The organism is Mangrovicoccus ximenensis (assembly GCF_003056725.1).
Classification (GTDB): domain Bacteria; phylum Pseudomonadota; class Alphaproteobacteria; order Rhodobacterales; family Rhodobacteraceae; genus Mangrovicoccus; species Mangrovicoccus ximenensis.
On the sequence record NZ_QBKZ01000003.1, the window covers coordinates 100367 to 124614 of the forward strand.

A 24248-nucleotide genomic window follows, 5' to 3' on the forward strand; every position below is an offset into this window, starting at 1 on the left:
ACTATGACCAATATGCTTTTTATGAAATAATGTTATGGGAAATAGATGTAACTCTTCATCCACTAATACATCCAACAAAAATATAACATCCAAAATTTATAAAAAATTTAAACAATTTCAACAAACAAAAACAAACAACACCATTAAAAAATAAACAAAAAATACAAACAAACACTTTTTAAATATTTCTTATTAAACTAACTCGCCGCACTCATCAAACAGACCCCCGCCAAAGCGCAACACGTCGCCCTCGCCATCGTGCTCGGAGCATGCGAATCCGTCACCAGCAAGCAAACCTGGCGGGCACCCTCCCCCACCGACGCTGACTACTTCACCCAACTCGCCGCCTAACTTAGGCGCACGCCCGGAAACGGCTCGCGTGGGTCGCCACTCCTTCTTCATCAGAAGGAGTGAAACATGAATTCTCACCGCTCCCGCGGGTCGTCCGAATCACCATCTGTCGCGTCGCCGCGGTCTCTCCGGGACGTGTGGCTTCCCCAACTGGATTAGCGAGGCACACAATATTCTTTCTTGCACTTCCAAACGCAGGAATTTTGCCAGAGCTTTACAGAAATTACTCGAATTCGCACTAAATTTCTTCAAAATGAAGCATATGATAAATTGACTTTTATGACCTAATCAACTTTCTAACTGGCCGCCGCTGACAGCGATACCCTGGCCGTCCTGTTCCGCGCCAGCGGCGCGGCCGACAACCACGCCCCCGCCGGCCTGCGCCTGCAAATGCGCGAATACCGCAAGGTACGTATTCTCAAGCAGCGCGGCGGCAAACAGGGCCAGGAACGAAAGATTGGTATCATGCATGATCTGATGGTCCACCACCTAATCACAAACAAAACTCAGCAAACACATTCGAACATGCGTATAAAACAATGAAAAAGGTGAACCTACTGCCCCATCCCATCAAAACTCAATAACAAGGAACATCGCTAACGAAGGAGCCAAAGTCTTGAGGTTGTTTGGAGAAAAGGTGGAGAAAATGGAGAAGCTAAGCCCAGGGAACGTTCTCAAGGATGTTCAAAGAGCAGCAGAGGAACTACAGATGAAAATAGACAGTAACTCCTTCCTACTTGTCAACTCAAACGTGCGGCTGGCCCTCATCACTATGAAGAAGGGTAATCTTTCAGTTTCTGATTATGTTGGTAAAATGAAATCGTTTGCAGATGAGATAGCAACAGTAGGCAAGTCCATGGATAGCGATGAACTGATCGCATATATCCTCAATGGACTGAATAAAAAAACACAAATATAAAAATCACAAAAACCACCAATATAAAATTCAACAATACTACATAATACGTATTTATCCTAACAATAAAAACTCCATACCTACGTACTTTTCACTATAACAAACAAAATTTATAATAAACATCATCTTAATAATAAAATAAAATAAAATAAACTTCACTCAAATAAATCCTTAATAAACACAAACACACACACACACACATTTTCACTTTCTCAATCTTTCTTCATCTCAATAAATACCTTTCTCCTATCCCCTAATTACTAAAACCAAACATTTTTTCTTAATAAATATATTACAAAATAAAAATAATTAAATATCATATATCAAAAAAAAATTTCAAATAATTATATATTTTATTTTATTTAAAACAAAATCTCGCTCTTTTACCCATATTAAAATTCAATAACGCGATCTCGACTCACTACAACCTCCAATAACCAAATACAATAACTCATACCTATAATTCCAACACTTAAAAAACTAAAATAAAAAAATTACTTAAACCCAAAAATTTAAAACCAAACTAAACAATATAATAAAACCTCATCTCTACAAAAAAAAAAAAAAAAAAAAAAAAAAAAAAATAATAACAAATCGAACACTCGACTACCCTTATTTTAACAAATAAAATATCATAACCACGTTAAATTCTATTTAAAACTAATTAAAAACCACCCATAAAAAAAATAAACATCAAAAAAAAACCATTATTTTATAAAATACAAATAATACAATACAGAGCTCCTAAACATTCAGAAGAACACAGAGAACAATCATCAAGGGAACATTGTCTTCTCTACAAGTGGTTACTCATCTCCAGCTACTCGATCTGTCGGCATCAGATAAAATCTCGCACACCAATCGTCACTCATCAACACAAAGAATACTACTCCTTTGTCCCATAAAAACAAATCTAATATAGGATGTGGAACATTCCCTATCCTGATTTATAGTTAGAATGTGTCGTATCTCGTACCAGTAGTCTATAAACATCTAGATAGTAGAATGTTTAGAATAAGTACTATCAACCTAAATATATTCACAATAATTTTCCTACAGTACATACTGTATTTCTATCAACCTCCACAGGATTCTCTGCTTTTTCTAGTCGAGCAATGCTCCCTAACATGTTTCGGTAGCAACTAGTACTAGCAAACAAGTAGATCTTTTTTTTAATGAAAAAATATTTGGGTGATCTCATCCATATATTTGGATAGAGCAGCAACCAATTCAGGGACATGACGGTTGGTTGTGCCCCACACCTCTTCTCGCCTCACGGCGATTCTAGCAACAGATGCGATGGTTCCCAAACCATCGCGTCTTCGGTTGCCGAATATTGCACATATGAAAGTAAATTACATTGCACTCCATAAAAACATAATTTTTTACATCGCAAGAAATTATAAAAACATCTTTTTACATCACAATAAATTATCTAGCCAAGTTCATGAGTCTATTTGACATGAAAACGTCCTTTCTTGTAATATGTACATTTTTATAAGTTGGCGATTTGGGTGCCACCCGTTTAGACATAGAAATGCTTGAGGGAAGCAGCGTTCCAGGAGTGGTCGAACTCTTCGCCTTCCAGCGTTGCTAGGCGAAAGGAGCCCGTTCTGGATCTGTGCTTGATGAAATATGTGCTGATTTGGCACAAATAAGTGTACTCATCAGAGCCGCAATTATGGTGCCAGTTGCAGAACCAGTACCGACTAGGGTTTCTGTACTACTGTATAACAGTAAGTGTGCTTGGCTGATAACATTGAGGATTCAAGATAGCATGAAAATCACAATCCTGCGGCCATTCCCTGGCCGCGCCATCGGTCTAAATTGGTGAACGATGGACAGCTGGATCCAAGACCTGATCGCGCAGCTCGGATACCTCGGTATCGCGGCTTTGATGTTTGCAGAAACGGTGTTCCCGCCACTGCCTTCAATCATCTCTCTGAGTGCGCACACGCAAATCGATCATTGTTTCGAAAGCATATAGAATTAAACTGTATAATTAACAATACTATATGTATGTATCTGCTGCATTCTGAGGAAGAACAAAAAAAAAAACCTCCTGAAGCATGATGAATTCCTAATCTCCATTACATTTAATAAATTCCAATATAATTATTTTTTATCTACTGAATTTTACCTATACCCACGACTTAAACAAAATACCTATTATAATAATAAAACAATAATTAAATATTAAAAAAAAATAAATTATAACCAAAAAAAAAAAATAATCTGATTATAGAATCCGTCAGTTAACCACGAGACGAATTTATTAAGCCTAATTAATCCGTCATTAGCAAATATTTACTGTAGCACCGCATTGTCAAATCACGGAGCAATTATGCTTAAAAGATTTGTCTCGCAAATTAGTCGCAATCTAATTAAGTAATAAAAAATAGAGAAATAATTAAGGAATACAATCCTTGTCAAATTAGCAAGGATTTTGAAGCAAAATCCTTTCATTTTAGTAGCCAACCCAGCCTCTTTCTATGCTCTGATTTCTGAGGCCTGACTTAGCTTGGATACTGCAATTATAATATTTTATTTCCCTGCAGACCATCGCCAGGCCGTATTCTTGAGGCGCTGCATGTTGATCCTGCATCTGATATATCCCTTGAGAAAGACAAAGTTGCCAAACCAGCAAAATCGACAGTGAGTACTTCCACAGCACTAGCGAAGAATTATAAGCACTGTACACGCCATTTGAAGTCGATGCCAGTGTTAGAATAATACACATTAAACGGTGAAAAGGTATACCCACCACACTTTGAGCAGATCGGTCATTCCTTCTGACTGTTGCTGGATGCAACAAGAACTCTTCATCTGAATAATTATTAACTTATCAAACTAATTTATAAAATACTTCTTAAAAACAAAAAAAATATTATATAATAACTTCTCCCAAAATATTTTATCATAAAAAACCAAAAATAATAACATAATTCTACCCTCTAAATAATATAAACTTAAAAAAAAAATAATTATTAATAACATATATATCGTCTCTCAAAAAATATCTGTTCATATCCTTTACCCACTTTTTAATAAAATAATTTACTTTTTTCTTATAAATTTATATAAATTTTTTATAAATACTAAATATTAAACCTTTATCAAATACACAATTTAAATTAGAGTGTTTTAATTGTTTGGGAATGTAGTTTAGTAGGTTTTAGGTTTATTTTATTTAGTTTTTATTTAAGATGGGGTTGTTTTGGTTTATATATTTTTGATAACGCGGTAATTTTATGTTTAATATTTTGAGGAGTTGTTAAATTGAATTCCAAAAACAAAAAATTATTCACCTCCTATTTTTACTTCTATTATATCTTACTTACTTTTTTAAATTTTTTTTTATAAATCCATAAAAAATATAATAACTATATCAATTATATTAACAATACCAATTATTTTTCTCAACCAAAAATCAATTTTATAGTAGCATTGTTTTACCTCTGAGGCCCTGCCACTTCCGAAATTCATCACAACAACTTATTTATAGATCAGGCACCTGGTTCTGGGATTTTGGCATCAAGGAGTACATGTCTTGTATTTGCTTTACCTGTAGATGACTCTTCTAATGATAAGATGTATGACTTCCAAAGCAGTACGTAATCCCCCTCGCCCAGCGTGCTCCTTTCGGTTAGTTTAGTGAAAATCGGATTGCCGGACGGATTAAAAGCCGGAATTATGGTTACGCCTTTAAGTTCGGGAATATCAGCGTGTCTTAATGATGTAATTGTGTATTATACACCAAAATTACACCACCTGCAAACCATCTTATTTCTCAAAAATATTCTTAATGATGTCATCAACAGCATTCAGAGATTCGACAATTTTGTCATACGAATCTGCTTCAGTTTTGTCTTCACGAACTCTAATGCCCAGACTTGCCACACACAAAGCAGTCTCCCTTTGCCTTTCCCTTGCCTTTCTTCTTAAAATTGGTTGCAGCCTTGGGTTTGACATCAGGCTTGACTTTCTTGTTGTTGTGGGATGCATGAGGGTTCTTCTTCTGTACCATATTGGAATGCTATTTCTTGAGAACCGGTGTTGTTGTTCTTGCCGACTTTGAAAATGTTTTCATATTCAAAATCATTGAAAATGTCAGAAGCAACAGAAACACCCATATTATTGATTTCACACAATATCCAAGAGTTGTTATACATCTTAGAAGCAAATGGGATAAAACCAAAATATAATAATTTATAAGCACTAGAAAGTTTGACTTTAGTTCGATTGAGAATAGCACGCTTAGTTTAATTTCAAAAAAGAATTTGAAGGTTCTTTTTTGTTTCGTAGTAGTAGAATTTCTATAAAATATAAGATAAGAAAGATGTTGATGGCAACAGTAGACTGAACTCCAATGGTAAAAGGAAGTAAAAGAAGAATGATCTTCCATTTTCTGTTCACTTGAATCGTAAGAAAACGTTCGGTGATACTGCCCATAGAGCTGACAGACAATATAATCCACCTCCTAAGAACACAGAAAATGCTGCAATTAGTTCGCAGCCAAAAAAAAAACTCTGTTTTTGGCACTCTGTTTGTTGCTCTGCATTCTGCTTTCAGTTAACTGTTTATCATCCGAAATATTCAGAGTTCTTCATATTAGCCACTAAAACTGTGAGTAAGAATTGATGGCTTGATCTTTGGTCCTCTGTTGGCAGCCTAAATCGAGAGAGAACAAATGAAAGTCACAGTCAGACTCGCTAGCAGAAGTAACTGAAAACAAACTCATCAGCAGAAATCGCTCAAGAAAAAAATGTGTAGAACAAAAAAAAGATCAGGTTGTCGACGCCGAGCACCACCTCCATCACGACGAGGGTGGCGAGCGCCGCCCAGGCGGACGGGTCCGCCGCCAGCTGCATGAGGTCGTTCACGTCGGTCAGCTCCGCTGGGTGGTCGCGCCGAGGAGGCGGCTGCCGAGGTAAGATCTCATCTCCTTTCAGAACTTTTCTGTACCATGTTACATAAATATCACAATACTTGATGTTCCTCCTCTGGAGAGCAAATACGACAAGTTCTTTTACTGCCGTTGTATTGAAGTTTGTATGGAATAAAAGCTTCTCTCCACATATAAAGATCTTGCAGAGAATCTTGCATGACCACACATAGGAGAGTAGAGGACGTAGTTATGTTGGATGAATGATCGAAGCACATGCAACGATGATCGACGACGTCGTGGGGTTGACTGTCATCTTCAATATGTTCATGTGTGTGCATTCAACCAAGATTACTTCAAAAGACTTTTCAACTTTAAGAAGGACAGAGATGGTTACTGGAAGTGGTTTGCTGGTAACTTGGCATCTGGAGGAGCAGCTGGTGCCTCTTCCCTTCTGTTTGTGTACTCCCTTGACTATGCCCGTACCCGTCTAGCCGAAGATGCCCATGACGAGCGCCGCAGCGATCGTCATTGCCCCAACGCCTAAGCCGGCGCGCGCCGCTGGACGTGCGGCGACCCGCGCCAGCACGCGATCTTCCATGCCATCAAGGCTCGCGGGCACGGGTGCTTGCGCCAGCCTCATCAATAAGAGAGAAAATGTGAAAACCCAAGTTAAAGCTCTCACTTTTTCAAGAGCACGGCACTGCACTGCGCCATGATCTTTGATGCTCTTGTGATCGAGTTTGTCATGTAAAAGTTCTCAACCACGGTTTGGAACGGTGTTGTGCTCATTGCCTAAGAGTTCGGGCGCGGCGCCGGTCCGGCGGACGCTCGAGGAGAGCATCGCCTTCCGAGCCGAATTTCTGACCAACTACCAGAACGAGGTCTATTCGAAGCGCTATCTCGCCGAGATCGAACGCGTCCGCGCCGCCGAGGCCAAGGCCGCGAAGAGGAAGGGGGAGGAGGAGTGGAAGACAGAGAGGGAGAAGGAGGCAGGCACATGTGCGAGAGATAGGAGAGGGAGAAAGAGATGTGCGAGAGAGAGAGATGAGGATATGATAAGGCGCTCTCCTATCCTCGCTAAAATATCTCGCTCCAAGAGGATAGCAAGTTCGAAATTCTGTCTCGGTAGGACATGGATTTCTATTACTATGAAATTCATAAATGAAAATGAAGTAGTTAATGGGAGGGCTACCATTATCCTTTTTCTTGTATGTGTTCCTAAGAGAAGGAATTTGTCCATTTCAAAGCAAGCCAAGTTTGGGCCTGTGGACACCAGTCGTCCTGGAATGTTCAGCATGAAGGAGAGAGCCAAGTGGGATGCTTGGAAGGCTGTTGAAGGGAAATCATCGGAAGAAGCCATGAATGACTATATCACTAAGGTCAAGCAACTCTTGAAGCATTTAAGCAAATTGCTTTGTTGAAGGATGCCACACTGTCAGCCATGACTAAGATGTATTGCATAAATATAGTTTTCGGTGTTATCATTGTCGGGCAAGGAATGGGGTTCTTTCAGCATTATATAATGTGCCTGATGAATCAGTTAAAAGCTAGCATTGAAAATAGCGCGTGAGGACGAACTGAGCTGCCATTTCTGCATTTCATTTCCAGGTAGAGTAGTAGTAAAATCCAAGGAGCGTTTCGTAAATTGTTTCCTTAGTCAGGGTGTGAAACGAAAAGGCCACCACTGCCTATAAAAGCTCGCCGATCTGTTTCGCGGTCTGATCGCGCGGCAGGCGCGCTCGATCCTGATCGATCCCTACGCCAACGCTTTCATGCAGGATCCGGCCGCGCCGACCAATCTACCCTGGGCGCTGAAGGACGAGACGGTGATGAAGCCGGGCGTCAAGCTTAAAGATGAAATCAATAACTTGAATAGCTACATTGAGTCCCGGAAAAGTGAATCAAGCAAATTAGAGTCTGCACTAGCAAAGAAACACAATGACTACAATGACTTGAGGAAGCAGAGAGATGAGCTTCAAGAAGAAAGGAAGTATAAGCGGACGTGGCGGAACCGGTAGACGCACGAGACTTAAAATCTTGCGGCCGAAAGGCCGTGCGGGTTCGAGTCCCGCCGTCCGCACCAATCACCGCATCGGCCCCTAAGCGGCCCTGACGGTCGCCACGAAGCGGGCCATCTCCGCCTGAAGTAGCTATCTTGTCTATTCGAATAAAACAGCGAATGAGCAAGCTGTGGAGCAACTAAGTAAAAAAATCACCTCATTGGAAAGCCAATTTAACGCTGAGAATTCGATGGTCAGTATTTGTCAGCATTTAATGGCGCCTGGGGTTCAGTGAAGTCAAGACTGAGTGATGAATAACGATATATAAATTTATTTTTTAAATTAATTTGTAAAATTAAAAGTATAAGCCGCATCTCTAAACCAAGCAGGCCTACTGGCTGTTAGCGTGAAATGTATGCTCCCTTTGTCTCAAAATATATAAGGAAGTCGGGCTCGAATCCCGACAGCAGCAGGAACGGCTGGCGCAGCTCGTCGTAGGCGAGGTACAGCTTGAGCGTCGCCGGCTGGTAGTCGGCCAGGTGGTCCTGGTCGAAGTAGATGATCGGCCGGCGCGCGCGGTAGTCGAGCAGGATGAAGTTATTTATGTTTGATCAAGTTTATTGAAAAAATTAGTAAAATCTATAATATGAAATTAGTTTCATTAAATTTGACATTAAATATATTTTGCAATATGTAACTTTTGTATGTTGGTATATTTTTCTAAAAACTTGGTCAAATTTAATGAAGTTCGACGCTCGCCTTCTGCGCGATGATCTCGCCATCGGTGGCCGGTCGTATCGCCGCGCGATACCAAACCAGCTGCTTGGCATCCATCGGCCAGACGCCCCAATTGGTCATCGGGTGCCAGTTTCGCTTGTCACCGTTGACGCGAGCAAGGACATTTCACTATTGATAGTTATATCGCTTACCACTGAAAAAATAATTAGTTGTAAATGCGAGCATCTGTACCAAGAATTTAAACCCAGGCGAACAGATTCCACCACAATAAATCCAACCAATTGAGGTATGCTCACTTGGTTGCATAAGGATAGTTGTGTTATGTTAGGTGTAATTATGATTTTATTATTGTGTTTATTTGAAGATTATGTATGATTTGAGGAGATGTGTGTGGGATTAAGTTGATAAGGGGTGGATTTGTGATGGTTAATACGGAATGTTAATTTGATTGGGTTGAAGGCCAATTACTAGAAGACACAGCAGAGAGATATTATTATGAGCTGATCCATCGGAACTTGCTGCAACCAGATGGTTCTTATGTTGACAACAAATCATGCAAGATGCATGATCTCTTAAGGCAACTGGCTTCTCATTTTTCAAGAGAAGAAGGCGATGTGCTGGATGCCCTCACCGTTATAGGCCATGAGGAACTCCTCAATCTGGCCGCCACCCTTGGCTTCCTCATTGAGCGGAATCCGGATTTTGCCGTCCGGGGCCGTCATCGCCTTGGACAGCAGGCCGGTGTACTCGCCCTTGAAGGCGAGATGGAACGGGCGCAGGGTCATGGAAATGTGATACGCCGGGGTTACGCACGCGTCACCTATCAACGTCATGCCGGGCTTGTTCCGCCATCCACCGTGCCGCAGAGAGCAGCGCGTTTCGACTTGCGGCGCGATGGATGCCGGAAAGGTGATCCCCGTCCACCTCGCCGAGGCGCTGAAGAAGGGGCCGGTCGTGCTCTATTTCTTCCCGGCGGCGTTCACCGGCGGCTGCAACGCCGAGGCGCATGCCTTTGCCGAGGCGATCCCCGCGTTCACGAAGGCGGGCGCGACGGTGAAGGGCAACAACGACCTGCTGCTGCTGACCCAGCCGAAGGTCATCGCCGAGATCGAGAAGGCCTACCTGGATGCCGGCGCCGACATCCTGGAAACCAACACCTTCAACGCTACCCAGGTGTCGCAGGCCGACTACGGCATGGAGTCGCTGAAGGGCAAGGGCATGCTCGCCGGCCAGCCGATCAACGGCTCCGACATAGAGGCCGCGATGGGCACGACGCGCGATCCCGCGAAGCTGAAGGAGATGTGGACCAGCTGGCACGACAATGTCGGCGCGCCGCAGCGCCAGGATTATGCGCGGAAGGGTCATAGCTGGGCATCTGGACAGGAGATTAGCACCTAATCAGCTAGCTAGGCTTTACTTTACAGCTCAAGATTGCACGTGTTGATTGGTTAGTCTTACTAATTAATCTCCGGATATTGGATCTTGACTGTTGACTGAGAGTAGCAGAAGGGGCGTCGGCCGCGCTAGCGCGGCCTGCCCGCACCAGGCCATCGATTTTCCTCCTCCCTCCCCATCCCGCTCCTCGCCGGAGAGGCAGACCCGGTTGCTGCGGCAACCGGCTTTCAGCCGCAGGAAGAAGGAGGAATGAGAATGGCTACAAAAAATATTACAAAAATATTTCTAGCCATGATTTTTAAAGTAAATTTTTAATTCCCTCATAGATTCACTTGATTAAATTGCTTTAACTTTTAATATAATTTCTAGAAATGCATTATTTAATAATTTTTTAATCCCGAACGAAAATCGACAAAAATATCATGATTTTAGAGAAGGGAAAACCTTGCTGAAATCTCTTTGTGGAAGCTTCAGCTTGTTTCCTTAGATCATCTGCGTTAAAATAAACCAACATAGGCATGGGAGGCTTCTTGTTGCTCCACTCTTCCACACCGGCGATGAACAAAATATTTTACTTATATATTTATTTTAATAAAAAAATATCCGTTCTATTTATCCACAACTTAAAATAACAATATATAAACACACACATACCTAATAACACTAAATTCAAACTAAAAATCATCCACCTAAAACCACCTTCTAAAAAAAACAAACTATTCTAAATAAAACACCCTAATCCCTTATCCCCTTATAACTTACTCCTTTACATCCTTCAAATCCTTACACAAATCTTCCCTAACTTCCCCAACAAAAATCGCCCTTCCTACTCCATTCATAAACTAACACATTATCTCATTAACAAAGCGCAGAACCGGCTGATCCAGTCCGAGAAGCTCGCCTCCCTGGGACAGCTCACGGCGGGCATCGCGCACGAGATCAAGAACCCGCTGAACTTCGTGAACAATTTCGCGTCGCTATCGTCCGAGCTGGTCGACGAGCTTCAGGAGGACAAAGTAGATGCCTATGGGGAGAAGGCGATGAGGGAGATCAAAAAGCAATATGCAGTACTTGATGAGAAGGTATTGCGTAAGGTCATAAGCAAGATTCCAAGAGGAGCTCTGAACAAGAAGAAGGATTAAGGAATGTGAGTTACTCTCTACAATCGTGAAGCCATGGATAAGCTCGTTGAAGTGCTTCTCGAGAAAGAAACTATTGGCGGTGACGAATTCAGGGCAATTCTTTCCGAGTTTACTGAGATCCCCCCGGAAAACCGAGTTCCTTCTTCAACAACGACAACTCCAGCATCAGACAAGCAACATCCCAACGCCGATCGTGTTTACCGTGTTCATACCGATTACCGGGCATGGGGTCTGCAACTGATCGCCGCGTCAGATTCACAGAATGCGCTGAATATGCAAAGCCATGCTCAGGTTGAGGATATCATGATGCTGGTCTCGAACAAGGTTATCAGTGATTAGATTCTTTGAGCGTAGGAAAAGACAAAGTTTGATTTTTCTTTTTTGCATGTTTGGATGGGTATTTTGGTTTAATCTAGCGATAGGGTGGTTAATAGATCAATCTCCTTCAAAGCACATTATAGCTTTTCACACACAATTTACAAAAATTTTCTCCCATTCTATAAATTATCTCTTTACCCTATTAATAATTTATTTTACTATACAAAAACTCTTTATCAATAAAAATTATTATCATACAATAAAATACACCTATTTTAAACATACAATTCAATTATATCCCACACCAACTAGCTAATCCTACGCGGGCTCATCCTCTGGCGATAAATCTTTGGACTTAACGTCATCATCCGGTATTAGCAGTCGTTTCCAACTGTTATTCCGAACCAAAGGGCAGATTCCCACGCGTTACGCACCCGTGCGCCACTAGACCACACCTTTGTCTTTGTCTCGCAATGTATGTATAGCTGCATATGCCTTATCTTGCGCTCACCAGTAGCCCAGCTGCACAGGTTCCAATTATCCCATGGCACAGGGCCATCCAGGTTCAAGAACCTCGTCATATTTCCTAAATCTTTCCATCACACCGTGAATCGCTATTTCGCGCAGCGGGTTTCGGCCGATGATGTGACGTGGAGCTACGCGGGCATCCGCCCACTCTACGACGACAAGGCGGCGAACGCGTCCGCGGTCACGCGCGATTATGTGCTCGATCTCGACGCGGACGACGGAGACACGGTCGACGAGCTGTACGCGGCGCTCGAAGACGCCCGCACGAATTCGCGGATCGGTGTGGTGCTCCTGACCGGCAACGGGCCGAGCCCGAAGGACGGCGGATGGGCGTTCTGCTCGGGCGGCGACCAGCGTATCCGCGGGCGCGACGACATAAATAAAGCTTCCAATCCTTCAAACTCAGTTCATTTTAGGGGGGATGTTAGTGGAACCTGAACTTACCAATATCAGCTGCAACTCGATGAGCACACATGATCCCTGAAAATGCCACAGCAATTACACCTTGCCCAGGAAAACAGCTACATAAATATCCAAACTTACTTAAACATTTACCTACTAAAAAACATTTCAATTATTTTTAATTTAAACTATTACAAATAAACGACTATAAACATTCAACTACGAATTTTATTTTTTCAATAACGTAAATTTTCACTTTTCTAAAACAAATACATAAGGAAGTTTCAGCGTTGATACGATCGTGTTCAGACGTTTTACAATGTCGTGCGACAGATTAAATTCCACGTCAATCGATGGCATAGATTTGATTGTTGGCTTCTCTTTCAAAGTTTTAATGTTGGTCGAAACACCCTCAATGTAAACATTTTCTTCAACTTCTTGTTAGAGATCAACAGAAGCTAAGAACTGTAAGTCTTATTATTCCTCTTTGTAACTTATATTAAGAATTTTGTTTCTTTAAAACTAAAATTTGGTTTTCTTCTTCTGATATTTTCAGATTCTTGGCAGTAACACATTTTTGCCGATTGGAGCCTGTATGCGCGGGGGCCGAATACTTTGGGGTCAGATTGCCGTCGTCTTCGCTATCGCCGTGGTGGCGATCTGGGCGGCGACGCAATGGACGGCATGGCGGCTCGGGTTTCAGCCGCAGCTCGGTCATCCGACATGCTAACTTGAGATGAAAGTCGGAGTCCTAATTGCAACTCATGATCAAAGTCAGACTCCTAATTGCAACTCATGATGTTTTTAAAAAATATCCAAGCGAATTCCAACGGTGAATTTCACCCTAGCTATACCGTATAACAATAATAAGACATGTCATTTTCTACTTTTTCTACTTTATGTTTTCTTTACCAGGAAACGACTCTACGCACTACGCCTCTTCTCTTTTCTCTACTTCATGTTCCTCTTCATGTGTCGTCGCTGCCCTGATGTTTACCGTGCCATCAGGCGTGACACCAGCACATGGTGACGCCGCAGGGCTTCAACGCGCTGCTCAAGATCGTCGAGGAGCCGCCGGAGCACGTGAAGTTCATCTTCGCGACGACGGAGCCGGAGAAGGTCATCGGCACCATCCGCTCCCGCACCCACCACTACCCCTTCCGGCTCGTGCACAGAACCTCCCATCGTACCATGCACCACTGCCATCATTTGCCTCCTGGTACATCCTTCTGACACGGTTAGATCGTCTCCAGCTCCCCCGTCTTGGGATCGTAGTAACCCAGCGACTGCTCCGTGTTGAGCAGGATGCGCCCGCTCGTCGACAGAAGGAGTTTCTCGACCGTCTGCTGCTACTCCGTGATGGAGCCCCTCTCGACACGTGCGTGCTAATGTTCGATTATTACGGCGACATGGACATCGAGGACACAGCTCGGGTGAACCTATGGTTCAGGCATGCTCTTATCCACAAGGCTAAATCTACTAGATCAGCTATAGATATTAACGATATATAATCCTTATATCGATATATACTTAAATCAAGTGATTAGGATAGATCGGTCGCCATGCCGAGACAGTATAAATCACTTAGATCGAAATATATATTAACAACGAAACTATATATACAGTTAATGCAATTTGCTTTCCATTCTTCTATTCTTGACATATGTAATGCATTGCAAATAAGCATATTATACTGATTTTACCCTTTCATGTAATTCACCTTTTCTTTTCTGAAACTAATTGCATTTACTTTGCAATGTTTTTTGTATTCACAGGTTGTCGCTCTTCGCGCCGGGATGATCGTAGACCCCACGCGCCGCGCTGGCGCCGTTGTCGTACCATTTGCCGATCGCCTGCTGCTTGGGGGCATAAGCGGCGCCTGCGGTCAACGACACCGGGCCGGCCGTGCCGGACAGCTTCGACCAACCTTTATCTAAAAAACATATCAATTTTTCCATTATTTTTATAACAACACTAAACACCCAACTCCACAATTATAAACTATCACCTCCGTAACTTAAAATAAATAAAAAAATAAATCATTCCTTTAATATCACAAACAAAATTCAAGACCACCCGCATCAAGATCCAGGCTGGGCTCAACATCGCCGAGCGGCGCCTGCCCCAGGACGGGCGCATGAAGGCCCCCGACCGGGGCCAGGACGTCGACATCCGCGTCTCGACCCTGCCCACCGCACACGGGGAGAGCGTGGTGCTGCGCACCATTGCGTTTAAAAAAGCATTTGGCATTCCACCCGCAAAAGTAGTAAAAACATAGTAACGGCTACGCGCTCAAGTGCATTTGGGCTTTCGAGGTAAAAGATGAATATCGGTGCAGTATCAAAACTAACGGGACTATCCAGCAAATCTAACCCATTACTGAAGAAGATGTGCAAAACCAAAATGTGTTGCTGTCTGCGGTCGCATTATCTTCCTGCTTTCCCCCAATCAAACACTATCTGCAATTTGCAATGGATAAGAGATAAAAACAAAACATAGCAAAAGGAAGAAAAAGAAAACGACCCCGCCGGCCGAGCGCCTCGCGGAGATCGAGGCGACGATCCAGTATCACGTCTACGACATCCCTTCGATGACCGGCGCTCCCTGGTCGGTGCGGCGCGAGAAGCTCCAGGCGCTGATCGCGGCGATCAACCACCCGTCGATCGTCTTCACCCCGCGCTTGTCGCCCAGCGCCTTGGCGAAGGCCTGGCCCAGGGCGATGCCGCAATCCTCGGCGGAATGGTGCTGATCGACATGCAGGTCGCCCGCGACCTTCACGTCGATGTCGAACAGGGCGTGCCGCGCGAGCAGCTCCAGCATGACCTACACAGCTGCCTGCGACGTTACAGCAGGCATCTGGAGCACTTCTGCTGTCACTTCCACCACCATACTCAAATGTGCTGCCTCTCTTCTCCATTTTCTGCCGATAGTGAAATTCCTCTAATGACAATTGCGTTGCCATTTGCATTTGACCTAGAGATGGAGGTGGTGGTTGTCATGACAGTCGTGGCAATCATGTTTATCACGCTTTGTTAGCTAATCCGTAATGCTAAACTCAGGTCAAATACTGATTAGTTCTTTGAGAGCTGTGAGATAAATGAGAAACTCAAGATGCCACAAGACCTTCCCCGTCCAGAAGCTTGGCGCCGACCGCGCCGATTTCCGGCCGAAGAGCATGGCGGGCCATGGCCACGAGCCAATCGGGCCGAAACGCCTCGACGTCGTTATTCATAAAGACGAGGAGGCGCCCACGCGCCCGAGCGGCCGCCGCACCTGTGTGATTCTAATGAATAAGAGCAACACCGGCTTCGACCAGTAGGAGTAGGGCTTTTAACTGCCAGTTAAGGGCCCCGAATATGTATAAAAATCCTTGTCCCTGTCTATTTTACCTCTATATCGCACGTACTCCGGTACCAACGATACCGCCCGTGCTCCGCGCTGGCGATCGTCAGGTCGCAGACGACGTGCAGCGAGTGACCGCCGCCCGCGGCCCATCCCGGCACCACGGCGATGACGACCTTCGGCATGAACCGGATGAGACGCTGCACCTCGAGGATGTGCAGGCGCCCGCACCGCTTCCACAACGAGACCTGGGGTGGCGAGAAGGTGTTCGAGATCCTCGCCCGGCTGAAGGCCGAACCGGGGACCCATATCGCCCTGCTGAAGCTCATCGACCTCGTGCTGCTCCTGGGGTTCGAGGGCGTGCACCGGGTTCTCGATGACCGTCAGATAGCCATCCACGAGGCGCTGCATGGCCCGGCCGACGAAGCCCGACGGCCGCCCCACCGCCAGCCCGTCCGCGACGGTCGCGTTGGAGATCCCGAAATCCTGGACCGAGATCTCGTCGTGCAAGCCCGTATAGACGCCGAGCACCGTGACGGCACGGATCGCATCGGTGCGTGCCTTCCCCGGCATCCAGTCCGCCATGGCTTCCGCGTATGGCGCACCGTTCAAGGACGATGGCAAGGGAGAGCAGTTCTTCCAGGCCCCCGACCATCGTTTCATCGATCTCGCATCCACCACCGGCCGAGATAGTCGAGCAACTCTTGGCCCCACAGGCCGCGCCCCCGGGCGACGGCGTTGCCGAAGGTCACGGGGACTACGCCAAGGCTCTGAATAAGGTAGCCCCCGGCGAAATCCGCATCGTCGGGGCGGATGTAGTCCTCGGTGAACTAACCACCACATAACATTCAAAACCTATATAACTAAACAACATAATATTCAATCCCTAATTTATTAATATAACCTTTTTTAACACTAATAAAAACCAATAAAAAAAATCTTTCTCAATCTTACTTTTCATATCTTTTATTTCATATCTACTAATAAAAAAGTCAACGACTTATAATATGAAACAATTGAAGTAGATGTTTAGGATACTAATATGTTTCTCTTACTAAGAGAGGCACTGTAGTTGGTATCACAATATAGCGCACTTCACCCATGCTCTAAAAGGTAGTATTCTTATATAACTATCACTTATGGTTATATTTAATGGTAGCTCACGATGGTCAATCGTGATTGGTTAATTAATTACTTGCCAACTAAAACTTGATAATGGTGGGTTGTGAGCACATGGTTTTGAGAGTCGTGCTCATGACAATTAAGGACCGGTTCGCGAACTATCTTTTTAAGACTAATTGCCTCACTAGATTTAAAATCTATGAATTAGAAATATAAAATTGATAGGATACGGGATAAGTGATTTATTATCTGATACCATCTGTGTCGGTTACAGTTTAAATGGAAAATATGGTTATGATATAGGAATACTATTTATGTTGTATTTTGTAATTTTTAAATTAAAATGCTAGTTTTAGGAAGGTATTTAAGCAATTTGTGCATATGTACATTGAGTTTTCGATGTTTTAAAATTTTGGAACGTGGAATAAGACCACCCAAGAAAAAATTCTGGAGCCGCACTAGTGGACACTCTACTCATGGTACCACTAGTATGATTTTAGGTAGATGCTTCGCTGGTTAATTAGGCAACATTAGGTGGTTTTACAACTCTAGACTTTGGGAATACTCTTATCACCTGGACACTATGGAATGGTTGGATTATTGTGGAACTCATTGCTTTAATGTTGACCATTAGTTCGACTATGGAGTTGTTTCTGTAGTGAATAAAAGCATAAATCTTACTTCCTCCGTTTCATAACGTGAGTCTTTCTAGTATTGTCCATATTTATAGAGATGCTAATGAATTTAAACATATATAACTCCGCAGCCCGCGGATTCTTCGATTCCTGAGGACCCCTTCGAGCCGAGCTCCTGCGAAATACCACAAAAGGGCAGCGGCAGCTGCCATCACACTCGTGGAAATCGAAGCTGTGGTTGAGAAGCCTGGAACGCTTGCCGCAGCGCCACCACTCTCTCATTGGAATCGTAGTAATGGTTCAAGACATGTTTTGTTAGAAGCTGTTGGTTGATAAACCCTTTGATCTCTTGTTATTATTATGTTCATTATAAATTTGGGGGTTTTAACTAAAAATATTTAGATTATGAGAGAACACGGATGACTCGACTCCTCTGACCCCAAAAAAAAAATGGCAACAAATCCTGCGTTTGAGGCCAAAAGTCGCTGGCTCGCTGCTGCTAAAAGCGAGAGACTGTGTGATCGATCGATAAATATATATCCGTGAGTGTGTCTGAGACGGATCGATCGATCACTCGACGCGGCGAGCAACGCTGGCTTTCAGTGCCGCGGTCGAGGTCGCCATCAGGTGCTTAATGTGACGAGGAACATCCGACTCGTTCAAGAGGGTGACCGTGTGAGTCTGAGCAGCGGTCTCCTCGAGCCGATCGATTAGAGGCTCAAACTTCAATCATGACTTGACCTCAAACTAACAATTAAACAAACTCCCTTCTGCCTTTGTTTCCGTGATTGAAAGAGTTATGGATGGTCGATGAACAGGCAGGAAGAAAGAAAGCAATGGAAAAGAGCAAGAGAATTAACGGCTGGACTGGAACTTTATCATATCAGGAGGCGTGGGAAATGGTAATTTCTATACTATATCTGGACACATTTTGATTGGTGTTATGATCATACTACTACATGTTTAAGCATTCAAATAATCCTCTGAGCTTGACAGAAGTTGCCTGGTGCAAGATAGGCTATACTTTATCTACTCCCAGTCAATGCATTTATCTCTTACTTTTATAAAATTTGGTATAATGATTGCTAAAATTTAAATTAAATTTATTTTGTGGTAAACAAGAGAGACTAAAAATGGAATAACACTAGTAGACTAACGATTTTTTTCGTGTGACTGACGGCCGAACAGAGGCAGGAGCTTGAACAGATGATGAGTAGCGTGAAAGACAAGTTCATGAACTCATTCAAGGAAACCCGCCAAGGGACAATTCTTCAGAAATACAAGCTGAAAGTGGTTACTGCCGATGAAGTTGGCTCAAGCTCACTGCAGAATAACTTGTCTACTGCTTCCCCCAAAATTCCCATTTTGATGTATGGCACGCAACAAGCTCAACAGTCGTCACATTCTGATAGAAATTAGTATAGTTAGTCACAATTCTTTTCATGCAAATTATGTGTAAAAGCATTGAGAATACTGCGATTGTGGTGTATTTCCTGAGAGACTTTAAGAACGGTCTGGTAATACACAAGGCAACACTGAGTCACTTTAAGTACGGGTTTATCCCTAGGTTTACAGCACGTGAACCAAACGGACGCTTCAAGGCCAATAAGGTAGGAATATTCACTGCGTCTGCCGCGCGCCGGCCGCTGGCTCAGCCGTGAGGAGCGCGGCCTGATCGCGTTTCTCGAGGCGGGCACCCCAGCATCGAAGCCGCCCGCGACGCTTGCGCCGGAAGCGTTGAAAAAGGCGGCATAACGCATTTTGTGGCACGAACGAATGGCCGATGGGAAGCGACGGGTCACCTCCATTGCCGAGATTACCGGGATGGAAGGCGACATCATCCAGATGCAGGAGCTGTATCACTTCGCCCGGGAAGGGGTGGACGAGGGTGGTGCCATCCAAGGACGCTTCAAAGCCACGGGACGACGGGGGACGGGGGCGTGGAGGTCGTCGAGGCGGGCAAGCCGGTGGGACAGGCGCCGCAACCCCGGCACCGTCGCGATCCCCGTCACGACCACTGCGTCCGATCCCTCGATCAGGGTTTCGGTCCAGCCCAGCGCCATCGGTGGCAGACGATCGGTGAGGATTGCCTCATCCGCGAGGGCGTCACCATGAACCCGGGCACCGCCGGTGGCGGCCTGGAGACGGTGATCGGCGACCACTGCGCGTTCCTGGCCAATTCCCATGTGGGGCACGATTGCCGGGTGGGCTCCCACGTGGTGACGATTTCCAGCAGAATTACTTCGTCATCCCCAGCTTCGAAGACCTGCTGCGCACCACCGTCGAAACCGACTTCGCGCCGCTCTATGCCGCGTTGAAGGCGAAGCCCGACATCCCCGTCGCCGCGATCGAGCCGGGCGACGACGTCATCAACGAGCTCGAAGGCATAATGATCCGAAGAGTCGCGGCTAAAGGACGATGCGACGGCGACGCCTGCGCCCATGAGAAGCAGAACGAGCGCGAGGGCACGCCACAATGGGAGACGCCGCGTGGGGGCGGCCGCTGCCCGTGCTGCGGCCAGCACGAGTTCTGTGTATCAACTGGCGTTGAACGTCGACCCCGGATCGGCGTCGAACTTCCACTCCGGGCCACGTTCGCTTGATTTTCCTGACTCCTTAAACTGCCAAAAACCGTGCGCGCATCCCTTGCTTCGCACTGGTGGCAGCGAAACTACGCCCCGACCTGGAACCACTCCTCGACGTCGACCGAGAGGCCATTGAGGATCGGATCAGGCCGCATCGTCCCACGCCGTCGGACTGCGGATGGGCATGGCGGCGGCCTCGTCGGCGGGGCCGTCAGCGGCGGTCGCGGCGGCATGGACGACGCCGCGGCCAACCGCATCCTGGGCCGCATCCCCAAGGTGACGCCGTCGTCCAAGGTCGTCGGCGACCTCGCCCTGCACCTCGCCGCGGTGAAGGCCGACCCCGACGACTTCGCCGAGAACCCGCAGAACTACGACATCCCGGACTCGGACGCTCGATGCGTTCCGCAAGCTGATCGAGGATGCACGGCCACGGCTCGAGGCGAGGCTGGTGCCGGCCAAGCCGCCCGCAATGGTGCCTCCCGCCTCCGCGCCGCTACCGGCGCAGGCGGTTCAACCGCTGCCGCAGCCAAATCCGGGAACGCTGTGCATCATGCTTTGATCTATCAGTCAGGAGTGCTAGTCAACACATTGTCAAACATGATGAAGACGATAGCCGATGGCTCAATAGCTGAGCATCAGGCTGCAGGCCCGGTTTATTTGCAAGGAGCTGTCTTCCTGAATTATCGATACGCGACCAGGCTTACTGGCTCACCATCCTGCCGATGGTGTTCGACATTTTCGTTGAGCCTCACTGCCCGCAGCGTGTGATGAGACAGTTCGGACTTAGGCAGGCGTTTCCGGGCAACGTGCAGCCGACCGTCCCCCCTGCCGACCACTCACGCGCGCAAGCTCGCGATCGACGGCGTCACGCACGGCGATGAACAGGTCGTGCCCGCCGAAGCCTTCGCCGTAGATGGCCTCGGCCTTGCGGAAGCCGCGACGCATCAGGTTCAGCGCATCCTCCAGGTAGATGTCGACGTCGAAGTCCACGCGGGGAGGAGTGCGCCCAGGATCGCCGCGGCGGTGTCGCGGCCGACGCGGATCGCTCCGTCGACGTGCTGGTAGCCCTTGCCCGCCATGTCGCTGCAGGAGAAGTGGATGGGCCCGACCGGCGTGCGCAGGTCGGCGCCGTAGCGCGACGTAGACAACGGGTGGAAAACGGTCTAGCACGATTTCCTCCTAGCGCGATCTCCTCCCGGTTTTCCAAACCGAGAGATTAATTTTCCCGACAGACATGAGACCGGATCCATTTGAAAATAGACTTTATAAGCTTTCCATGAAGTACTTGACGTCCTAAAACAGAAGGGACATGAGTTGCGACAGCTCAGGAACATGAACGAAATTGGTGGGTATTTATCGCTCAGAAATCTTGAGAATGTGATTGGCAAGGATGAAGCTTTAGAGTCGAAGCTGTATCAGAAAAGTCGTCTTGAAGGATACGTCCTGGAAGAGGGGCCGAACCACGATTGGTTGCAGGACGAGGCGGTCTTCGCCTGCGCGGTGATATGCGTGGCGAGCGGCCTGCTGTTCTTTTGGCGGGCCTTCACGGCGTCCCAGCCGATCGTCGATCTGCGGGCGTTCTCGGACCACGTTTTGTCTTTCATTTTCCGCTGATACAGCCCTTGTTTTTTTAATCGTTTCACATGATCTTTATCAAAACCGGTGTAAAAATAACGGTAGATTCGCTTCCAGCATACACCGCAAATGACACGGTCCTCATGATCAGCATGTGCCTCTGACGTTGCCCTGGTCGGCGTTGACGCTGCCGGGCTTCATCCTGGGGATCAGCTTCCTGTTCGGGGGCACCACGTCGATCGTGTCGGCGGTGCATCACCGCAAGGGTGCGCCCGCCTTCACAGCACCTGCCGTCTAAAGCAGCGCCTCGATCACGTGGCTCGGTCCATCGCCGAGCCCTCCCACATGATCAGAACCTCGCGGTCAGTGAGGTCCTTAAGGAAGCACCAAAGCATCAGCATAAGACCGAGCGCCGGGCGTTCGTGCCAATCGATGGTCGCCTGCCGTTTGACGCGCTCAAGGCACGTGGGACTCCTGGGCGACGCTGTCGGTGCCCGTCACCCTCACCGCGGGGCTGCACACGGTCGTCATCTGGTGTGGAGGGGGCACCGGGGCGATCAACCTCGACAACATCACCCTGGGCCCCTGACGGCCGCCGCTGAGACGGCTCAAGACGGACTCGATGTCGCAGAGCTGGCGGGTCAGGTCGATGGACGTGGCGCTGAGGTCGAGGGGGAGGCTGTCGTTCTGCACCCTACTAACCTAGGGGCATGCCTTCAGACGTGCCTGACAGTTCCACAGCGCCCCGATCCGCCTGGGGCTAACGGCAAGCGACTGCCGGCCGGCGGCTACCCGCTGCAGAGCAACGACGGCCACACGACCTACCGCGCCCTTGCGCAGACGGTGACGCTGACGAATCCGCCCGGCGCGCTGGGCACGGCCATCGTCGCGACCACCACCACGCAGATCGACAACGGCTGGTCTGCTGGGAGGACGGCCTACCGGAGGGCCACCACGCGTGGGAGAGGTGTCGGGAGCGAGTCCCGTTCTTTCGGCGGCACGGGTGCCTCAAAAACCGTGCGGAACGGGCCCGTGGCGAGACTCGCCATGGCGCCGTGCCAGCATAAAAATATTTGAATTCAAATTTAATTTTGAATCAGATATATAAACTTTGGGTCTCTAAACTTTAGGTGTATAAACTTTAGATGTGTAAACTTTATATGTTCATACTTTAGGTGCATAAATTTACTAAAATAGGAAAGTAATGCGGTTCATAAACCAAACTGCTCTGGACCATAAGGTAAACGTTCCAAAACAGTGAAACCACCGCCGGCTTAAAAATATTGAATTCCAATTTTTTGAACGCTAATTTCACGGGGTTATTTGCGCTGTATTCATGATACCATGGGAAGCTAGTGACAAAATAAATAACTCAATCAACTTCTATTTTTTCTATACACCAAAAAATTTTTCCTTTTAAATATCATTTATTATTCATAATACTAAAAATATACTAATATCATAAATAACTAACTTCATAACACTATAAATATCGTATATATAATATAAAATAATAAAGGACGAATAAAAGAGATATTCATTTTTCAATAAGCGAATAAAAAAAACAATCTCTCTAATCAAGAACCTGGTCCCTCAATTATTTGCAAGATGGGGTCATCACTATTGTAGTAGGCGAGTGAAAAAAACATGTCAATCATTTCTGATAACCACCCTTAACCCAAAGACCAAGAAACAATTACGATCACCTCCTAGTTTGGATCACCGTAACAAATGCAATGCATGCACCCAATAGAATTAGAGATCTTGATTGTGGAGGATTTAAATATAATAATTGAATAGAGAGGAGGTGCTAATAAGTGACCCTCAAGCACACTATGATTTTTTATTTTATTCGATTCCAAAACGCAAACGATTTGCAAAATGGGCAAAAGAAGAAAAACATGATTTTGAGCAAATAATTGTTTACATCATGGAAAAGTTTTGCTATAATAGAAAAACTGCTATACACTCATTTCTACACACCAAATCACTAGATGGTACAACCATGGTTACTGTAGTCGTATGCGGGTGATAGCACATATATGCATGGCATTGCATCGTAGGATATTAGTAGAGATGTTGCTAAGCTGCGGTGCTGATTGGCGTACTATTGATACTTAGAATGAGTCAAAATTATAAGAATTTCAAATCTAAAATAAATCACTAAAGAACCACAATTTTGATTTAGTAAAACCCATCTACTGCCAACAAATACCTTCTTTTCTCTTTTGTTGTGTAATTGTTCTATTCTAATTAATTCAATATACTTTGAGTACGGTTGGCCAATATATGCCTTGGCGAAATACTTTTGA

General features: G+C 45.8%; 27 protein-coding genes, 1 tRNA gene and 1 other annotated feature. Of the genes, 18 read left to right on the forward strand and 10 right to left on the reverse strand.

The window, feature by feature from the left end:
- Positions 1–639: 639 nt before the first annotated feature.
- Positions 640–837: a hypothetical protein gene (locus C7T91_RS32390; protein WP_161555815.1), complete on the reverse strand. Its 198-nt coding sequence runs from the start codon at positions 835–837 to the stop codon at positions 640–642.
- A gap of 94 nt (positions 838–931) precedes the next feature.
- Between C7T91_RS32390 and C7T91_RS08950 the strand changes: the two genes are divergently transcribed.
- Positions 932–1270, forward strand: coding sequence for a gag-polypeptide of LTR copia-type domain-containing protein (locus tag C7T91_RS08950; protein ID WP_108258942.1), 339 nt, complete (start codon positions 932–934; stop codon positions 1268–1270).
- A gap of 3968 nt (positions 1271–5238) precedes the next feature.
- On the opposite strand, the gene C7T91_RS31485 is transcribed toward C7T91_RS08950, so the two are convergent.
- The 3 genes from C7T91_RS31485 to C7T91_RS39280 form a co-directional block, all read right to left on the reverse strand.
- Positions 5239–5439, reverse strand: a complete 201-nt coding sequence (locus tag C7T91_RS31485) for a hypothetical protein (RefSeq protein ID WP_145962819.1) — start codon at positions 5437–5439, stop codon at positions 5239–5241.
- A 582-nt stretch (positions 5440–6021) separates the two neighbouring features.
- A complete protein-coding gene (locus C7T91_RS37800) occupies positions 6022–6150 on the reverse strand; it encodes a hypothetical protein (RefSeq protein WP_269100792.1) in 129 nt (42 codons plus the stop codon).
- Between the two features lie 683 nt (positions 6151–6833).
- A complete protein-coding gene (locus tag C7T91_RS39280) occupies positions 6834–6944 on the reverse strand; it encodes a hypothetical protein (protein ID WP_108258944.1) in 111 nt (36 codons plus the stop codon).
- On the opposite strand from C7T91_RS39280, the gene C7T91_RS08965 reads away from it, so the two are divergent.
- From C7T91_RS08965 to C7T91_RS08975, 3 genes are all read left to right on the forward strand, one after another.
- Positions 6944–7576, forward strand: a complete 633-nt coding sequence (locus C7T91_RS08965; RefSeq protein WP_108258945.1) for an acyl-CoA-binding protein — start codon at positions 6944–6946, stop codon at positions 7574–7576. The genes C7T91_RS39280 and C7T91_RS08965 overlap by 1 nt on opposite strands.
- A gap of 285 nt (positions 7577–7861) precedes the next feature.
- The gene (locus C7T91_RS39285; RefSeq protein ID WP_201742043.1) at positions 7862–8173 is read left to right on the forward strand and encodes a glycoside hydrolase family 125 protein; all 312 of its coding nucleotides are present in this window, start codon (positions 7862–7864) and stop codon (positions 8171–8173) included.
- Positions 8152–8238: transfer RNA gene (locus C7T91_RS08975), tRNA-Leu, on the forward strand. The genes C7T91_RS39285 and C7T91_RS08975 overlap by 22 nt, the downstream gene beginning before the upstream one ends.
- 318 nt (positions 8239–8556) lie before the next feature.
- On the opposite strand, the gene C7T91_RS39290 is transcribed toward C7T91_RS08975, so the two are convergent.
- The gene (locus C7T91_RS39290; RefSeq protein WP_407943282.1) at positions 8557–8760 is read right to left on the reverse strand and encodes a PAC2 family protein; all 204 of its coding nucleotides are present in this window, start codon (positions 8758–8760) and stop codon (positions 8557–8559) included.
- A 729-nt stretch (positions 8761–9489) separates the two neighbouring features.
- Positions 9490–9678, reverse strand: coding sequence for a hypothetical protein (locus tag C7T91_RS08985; protein WP_456237839.1), 189 nt, complete (start codon positions 9676–9678; stop codon positions 9490–9492).
- Positions 9679–9802: 124 nt separating this feature from the next.
- Between C7T91_RS08985 and C7T91_RS33425 the strand changes: the two genes are divergently transcribed.
- The 5 genes from C7T91_RS33425 (at position 9803) to C7T91_RS37810 (ending at position 13911) form a co-directional block, all read left to right on the forward strand.
- Positions 9803–10291 (forward strand): M2 family metallopeptidase, encoded by a 489-nt coding sequence (locus C7T91_RS33425; RefSeq protein ID WP_236638124.1) that lies wholly within the window; start codon positions 9803–9805, stop codon positions 10289–10291.
- Between the two features lie 902 nt (positions 10292–11193).
- The gene (locus C7T91_RS37805) at positions 11194–11430 is read left to right on the forward strand and encodes a histidine kinase dimerization/phospho-acceptor domain-containing protein (protein WP_330848833.1); all 237 of its coding nucleotides are present in this window, start codon (positions 11194–11196) and stop codon (positions 11428–11430) included.
- A gap of 33 nt (positions 11431–11463) precedes the next feature.
- On the forward strand, positions 11464–11769 hold the full coding sequence (locus C7T91_RS09000; protein ID WP_108258946.1) for a hypothetical protein: 306 nt from the start codon (positions 11464–11466) through the stop codon (positions 11767–11769).
- Positions 11770–12068: 299 nt separating this feature from the next.
- Positions 12069–12173 (reverse strand) — a sequence feature (16S ribosomal RNA rRNA prediction is too short).
- 181 nt (positions 12174–12354) lie between these two features.
- Entirely contained in the window at positions 12355–12714 is a 360-nt protein-coding gene (locus tag C7T91_RS33430) for a hypothetical protein (RefSeq protein WP_201742036.1), read from the forward strand.
- A 987-nt stretch (positions 12715–13701) separates the two neighbouring features.
- Positions 13702–13911 carry a hypothetical protein gene (locus tag C7T91_RS37810; RefSeq protein WP_201742037.1) on the forward strand — a complete coding sequence of 70 codons (210 nt, stop codon included), beginning with the start codon at positions 13702–13704 and terminating at the stop codon, positions 13909–13911.
- A gap of 536 nt (positions 13912–14447) precedes the next feature.
- Here the strand turns inward: C7T91_RS37810 and C7T91_RS09015 are convergent.
- Positions 14448–14660 carry a hypothetical protein gene (locus C7T91_RS09015; protein WP_145962821.1) on the reverse strand — a complete coding sequence of 71 codons (213 nt, stop codon included), beginning with the start codon at positions 14658–14660 and terminating at the stop codon, positions 14448–14450.
- A 68-nt stretch (positions 14661–14728) separates the two neighbouring features.
- Here C7T91_RS09015 and C7T91_RS35225 point away from each other — a divergent pair, with 68 nt between their 5' ends.
- Entirely contained in the window at positions 14729–14956 is a 228-nt protein-coding gene (locus tag C7T91_RS35225; protein ID WP_456237841.1) for an ATPase, T2SS/T4P/T4SS family, read from the forward strand.
- Between the two features lie 296 nt (positions 14957–15252).
- Here the strand turns inward: C7T91_RS35225 and C7T91_RS39295 are convergent, their stop codons facing one another.
- Complete coding sequence (locus C7T91_RS39295; protein ID WP_201742038.1) at positions 15253–15498, reverse strand: hypothetical protein; 246 nt, start codon at positions 15496–15498, stop codon at positions 15253–15255.
- 735 nt (positions 15499–16233) lie between these two features.
- Between C7T91_RS39295 and C7T91_RS38420 the strand changes: the two genes are divergently transcribed.
- From C7T91_RS38420 to C7T91_RS31500, 3 genes are all read left to right on the forward strand, one after another.
- A complete protein-coding gene (locus C7T91_RS38420) occupies positions 16234–16713 on the forward strand; it encodes a DotU family type IV/VI secretion system protein (RefSeq protein WP_330848832.1) in 480 nt (159 codons plus the stop codon).
- Positions 16714–18580: 1867 nt separating this feature from the next.
- Positions 18581–18712: a hypothetical protein gene (locus C7T91_RS37815; RefSeq protein ID WP_269100795.1), complete on the forward strand. Its 132-nt coding sequence runs from the start codon at positions 18581–18583 to the stop codon at positions 18710–18712.
- 283 nt (positions 18713–18995) lie between these two features.
- Complete coding sequence (locus C7T91_RS31500; RefSeq protein ID WP_145962822.1) at positions 18996–19196, forward strand: hypothetical protein; 201 nt, start codon at positions 18996–18998, stop codon at positions 19194–19196.
- Positions 19197–19397: 201 nt separating this feature from the next.
- Here the strand turns inward: C7T91_RS31500 and C7T91_RS32400 are convergent, their stop codons facing one another.
- A complete protein-coding gene (locus C7T91_RS32400; RefSeq protein ID WP_161555818.1) occupies positions 19398–19679 on the reverse strand; it encodes a hypothetical protein in 282 nt (93 codons plus the stop codon).
- 295 nt (positions 19680–19974) lie between these two features.
- Here C7T91_RS32400 and C7T91_RS35250 point away from each other — a divergent pair, with 295 nt between their 5' ends.
- Both C7T91_RS35250 and C7T91_RS33445 read left to right on the forward strand, forming a co-directional pair.
- On the forward strand, positions 19975–20379 hold the full coding sequence (locus C7T91_RS35250) for a hypothetical protein (protein ID WP_236638130.1): 405 nt from the start codon (positions 19975–19977) through the stop codon (positions 20377–20379).
- A 213-nt stretch (positions 20380–20592) separates the two neighbouring features.
- Positions 20593–21129, forward strand: a complete 537-nt coding sequence (locus C7T91_RS33445) for a hypothetical protein (RefSeq protein WP_201742039.1) — start codon at positions 20593–20595, stop codon at positions 21127–21129.
- A 15-nt stretch (positions 21130–21144) separates the two neighbouring features.
- On the opposite strand, the gene C7T91_RS32405 is transcribed toward C7T91_RS33445, so the two are convergent.
- Positions 21145–21351 carry a hypothetical protein gene (locus tag C7T91_RS32405; protein ID WP_161555819.1) on the reverse strand — a complete coding sequence of 69 codons (207 nt, stop codon included), beginning with the start codon at positions 21349–21351 and terminating at the stop codon, positions 21145–21147.
- A gap of 324 nt (positions 21352–21675) precedes the next feature.
- Between C7T91_RS32405 and C7T91_RS09070 the strand changes: the two genes are divergently transcribed.
- From C7T91_RS09070 to C7T91_RS39300, 3 genes are all read left to right on the forward strand, one after another.
- Positions 21676–21975 (forward strand): hypothetical protein, encoded by a 300-nt coding sequence (locus C7T91_RS09070; RefSeq protein WP_456237840.1) that lies wholly within the window; start codon positions 21676–21678, stop codon positions 21973–21975.
- A gap of 115 nt (positions 21976–22090) precedes the next feature.
- Positions 22091–22234, forward strand: a complete 144-nt coding sequence (locus C7T91_RS31505) for a hypothetical protein (protein WP_201742040.1) — start codon at positions 22091–22093, stop codon at positions 22232–22234.
- Positions 22235–23743: 1509 nt separating this feature from the next.
- The gene (locus C7T91_RS39300) at positions 23744–23968 is read left to right on the forward strand and encodes a DNA polymerase clamp loader subunit A (protein ID WP_161555821.1); all 225 of its coding nucleotides are present in this window, start codon (positions 23744–23746) and stop codon (positions 23966–23968) included.
- Positions 23969–24248: the final 280 nt, after the last annotated feature.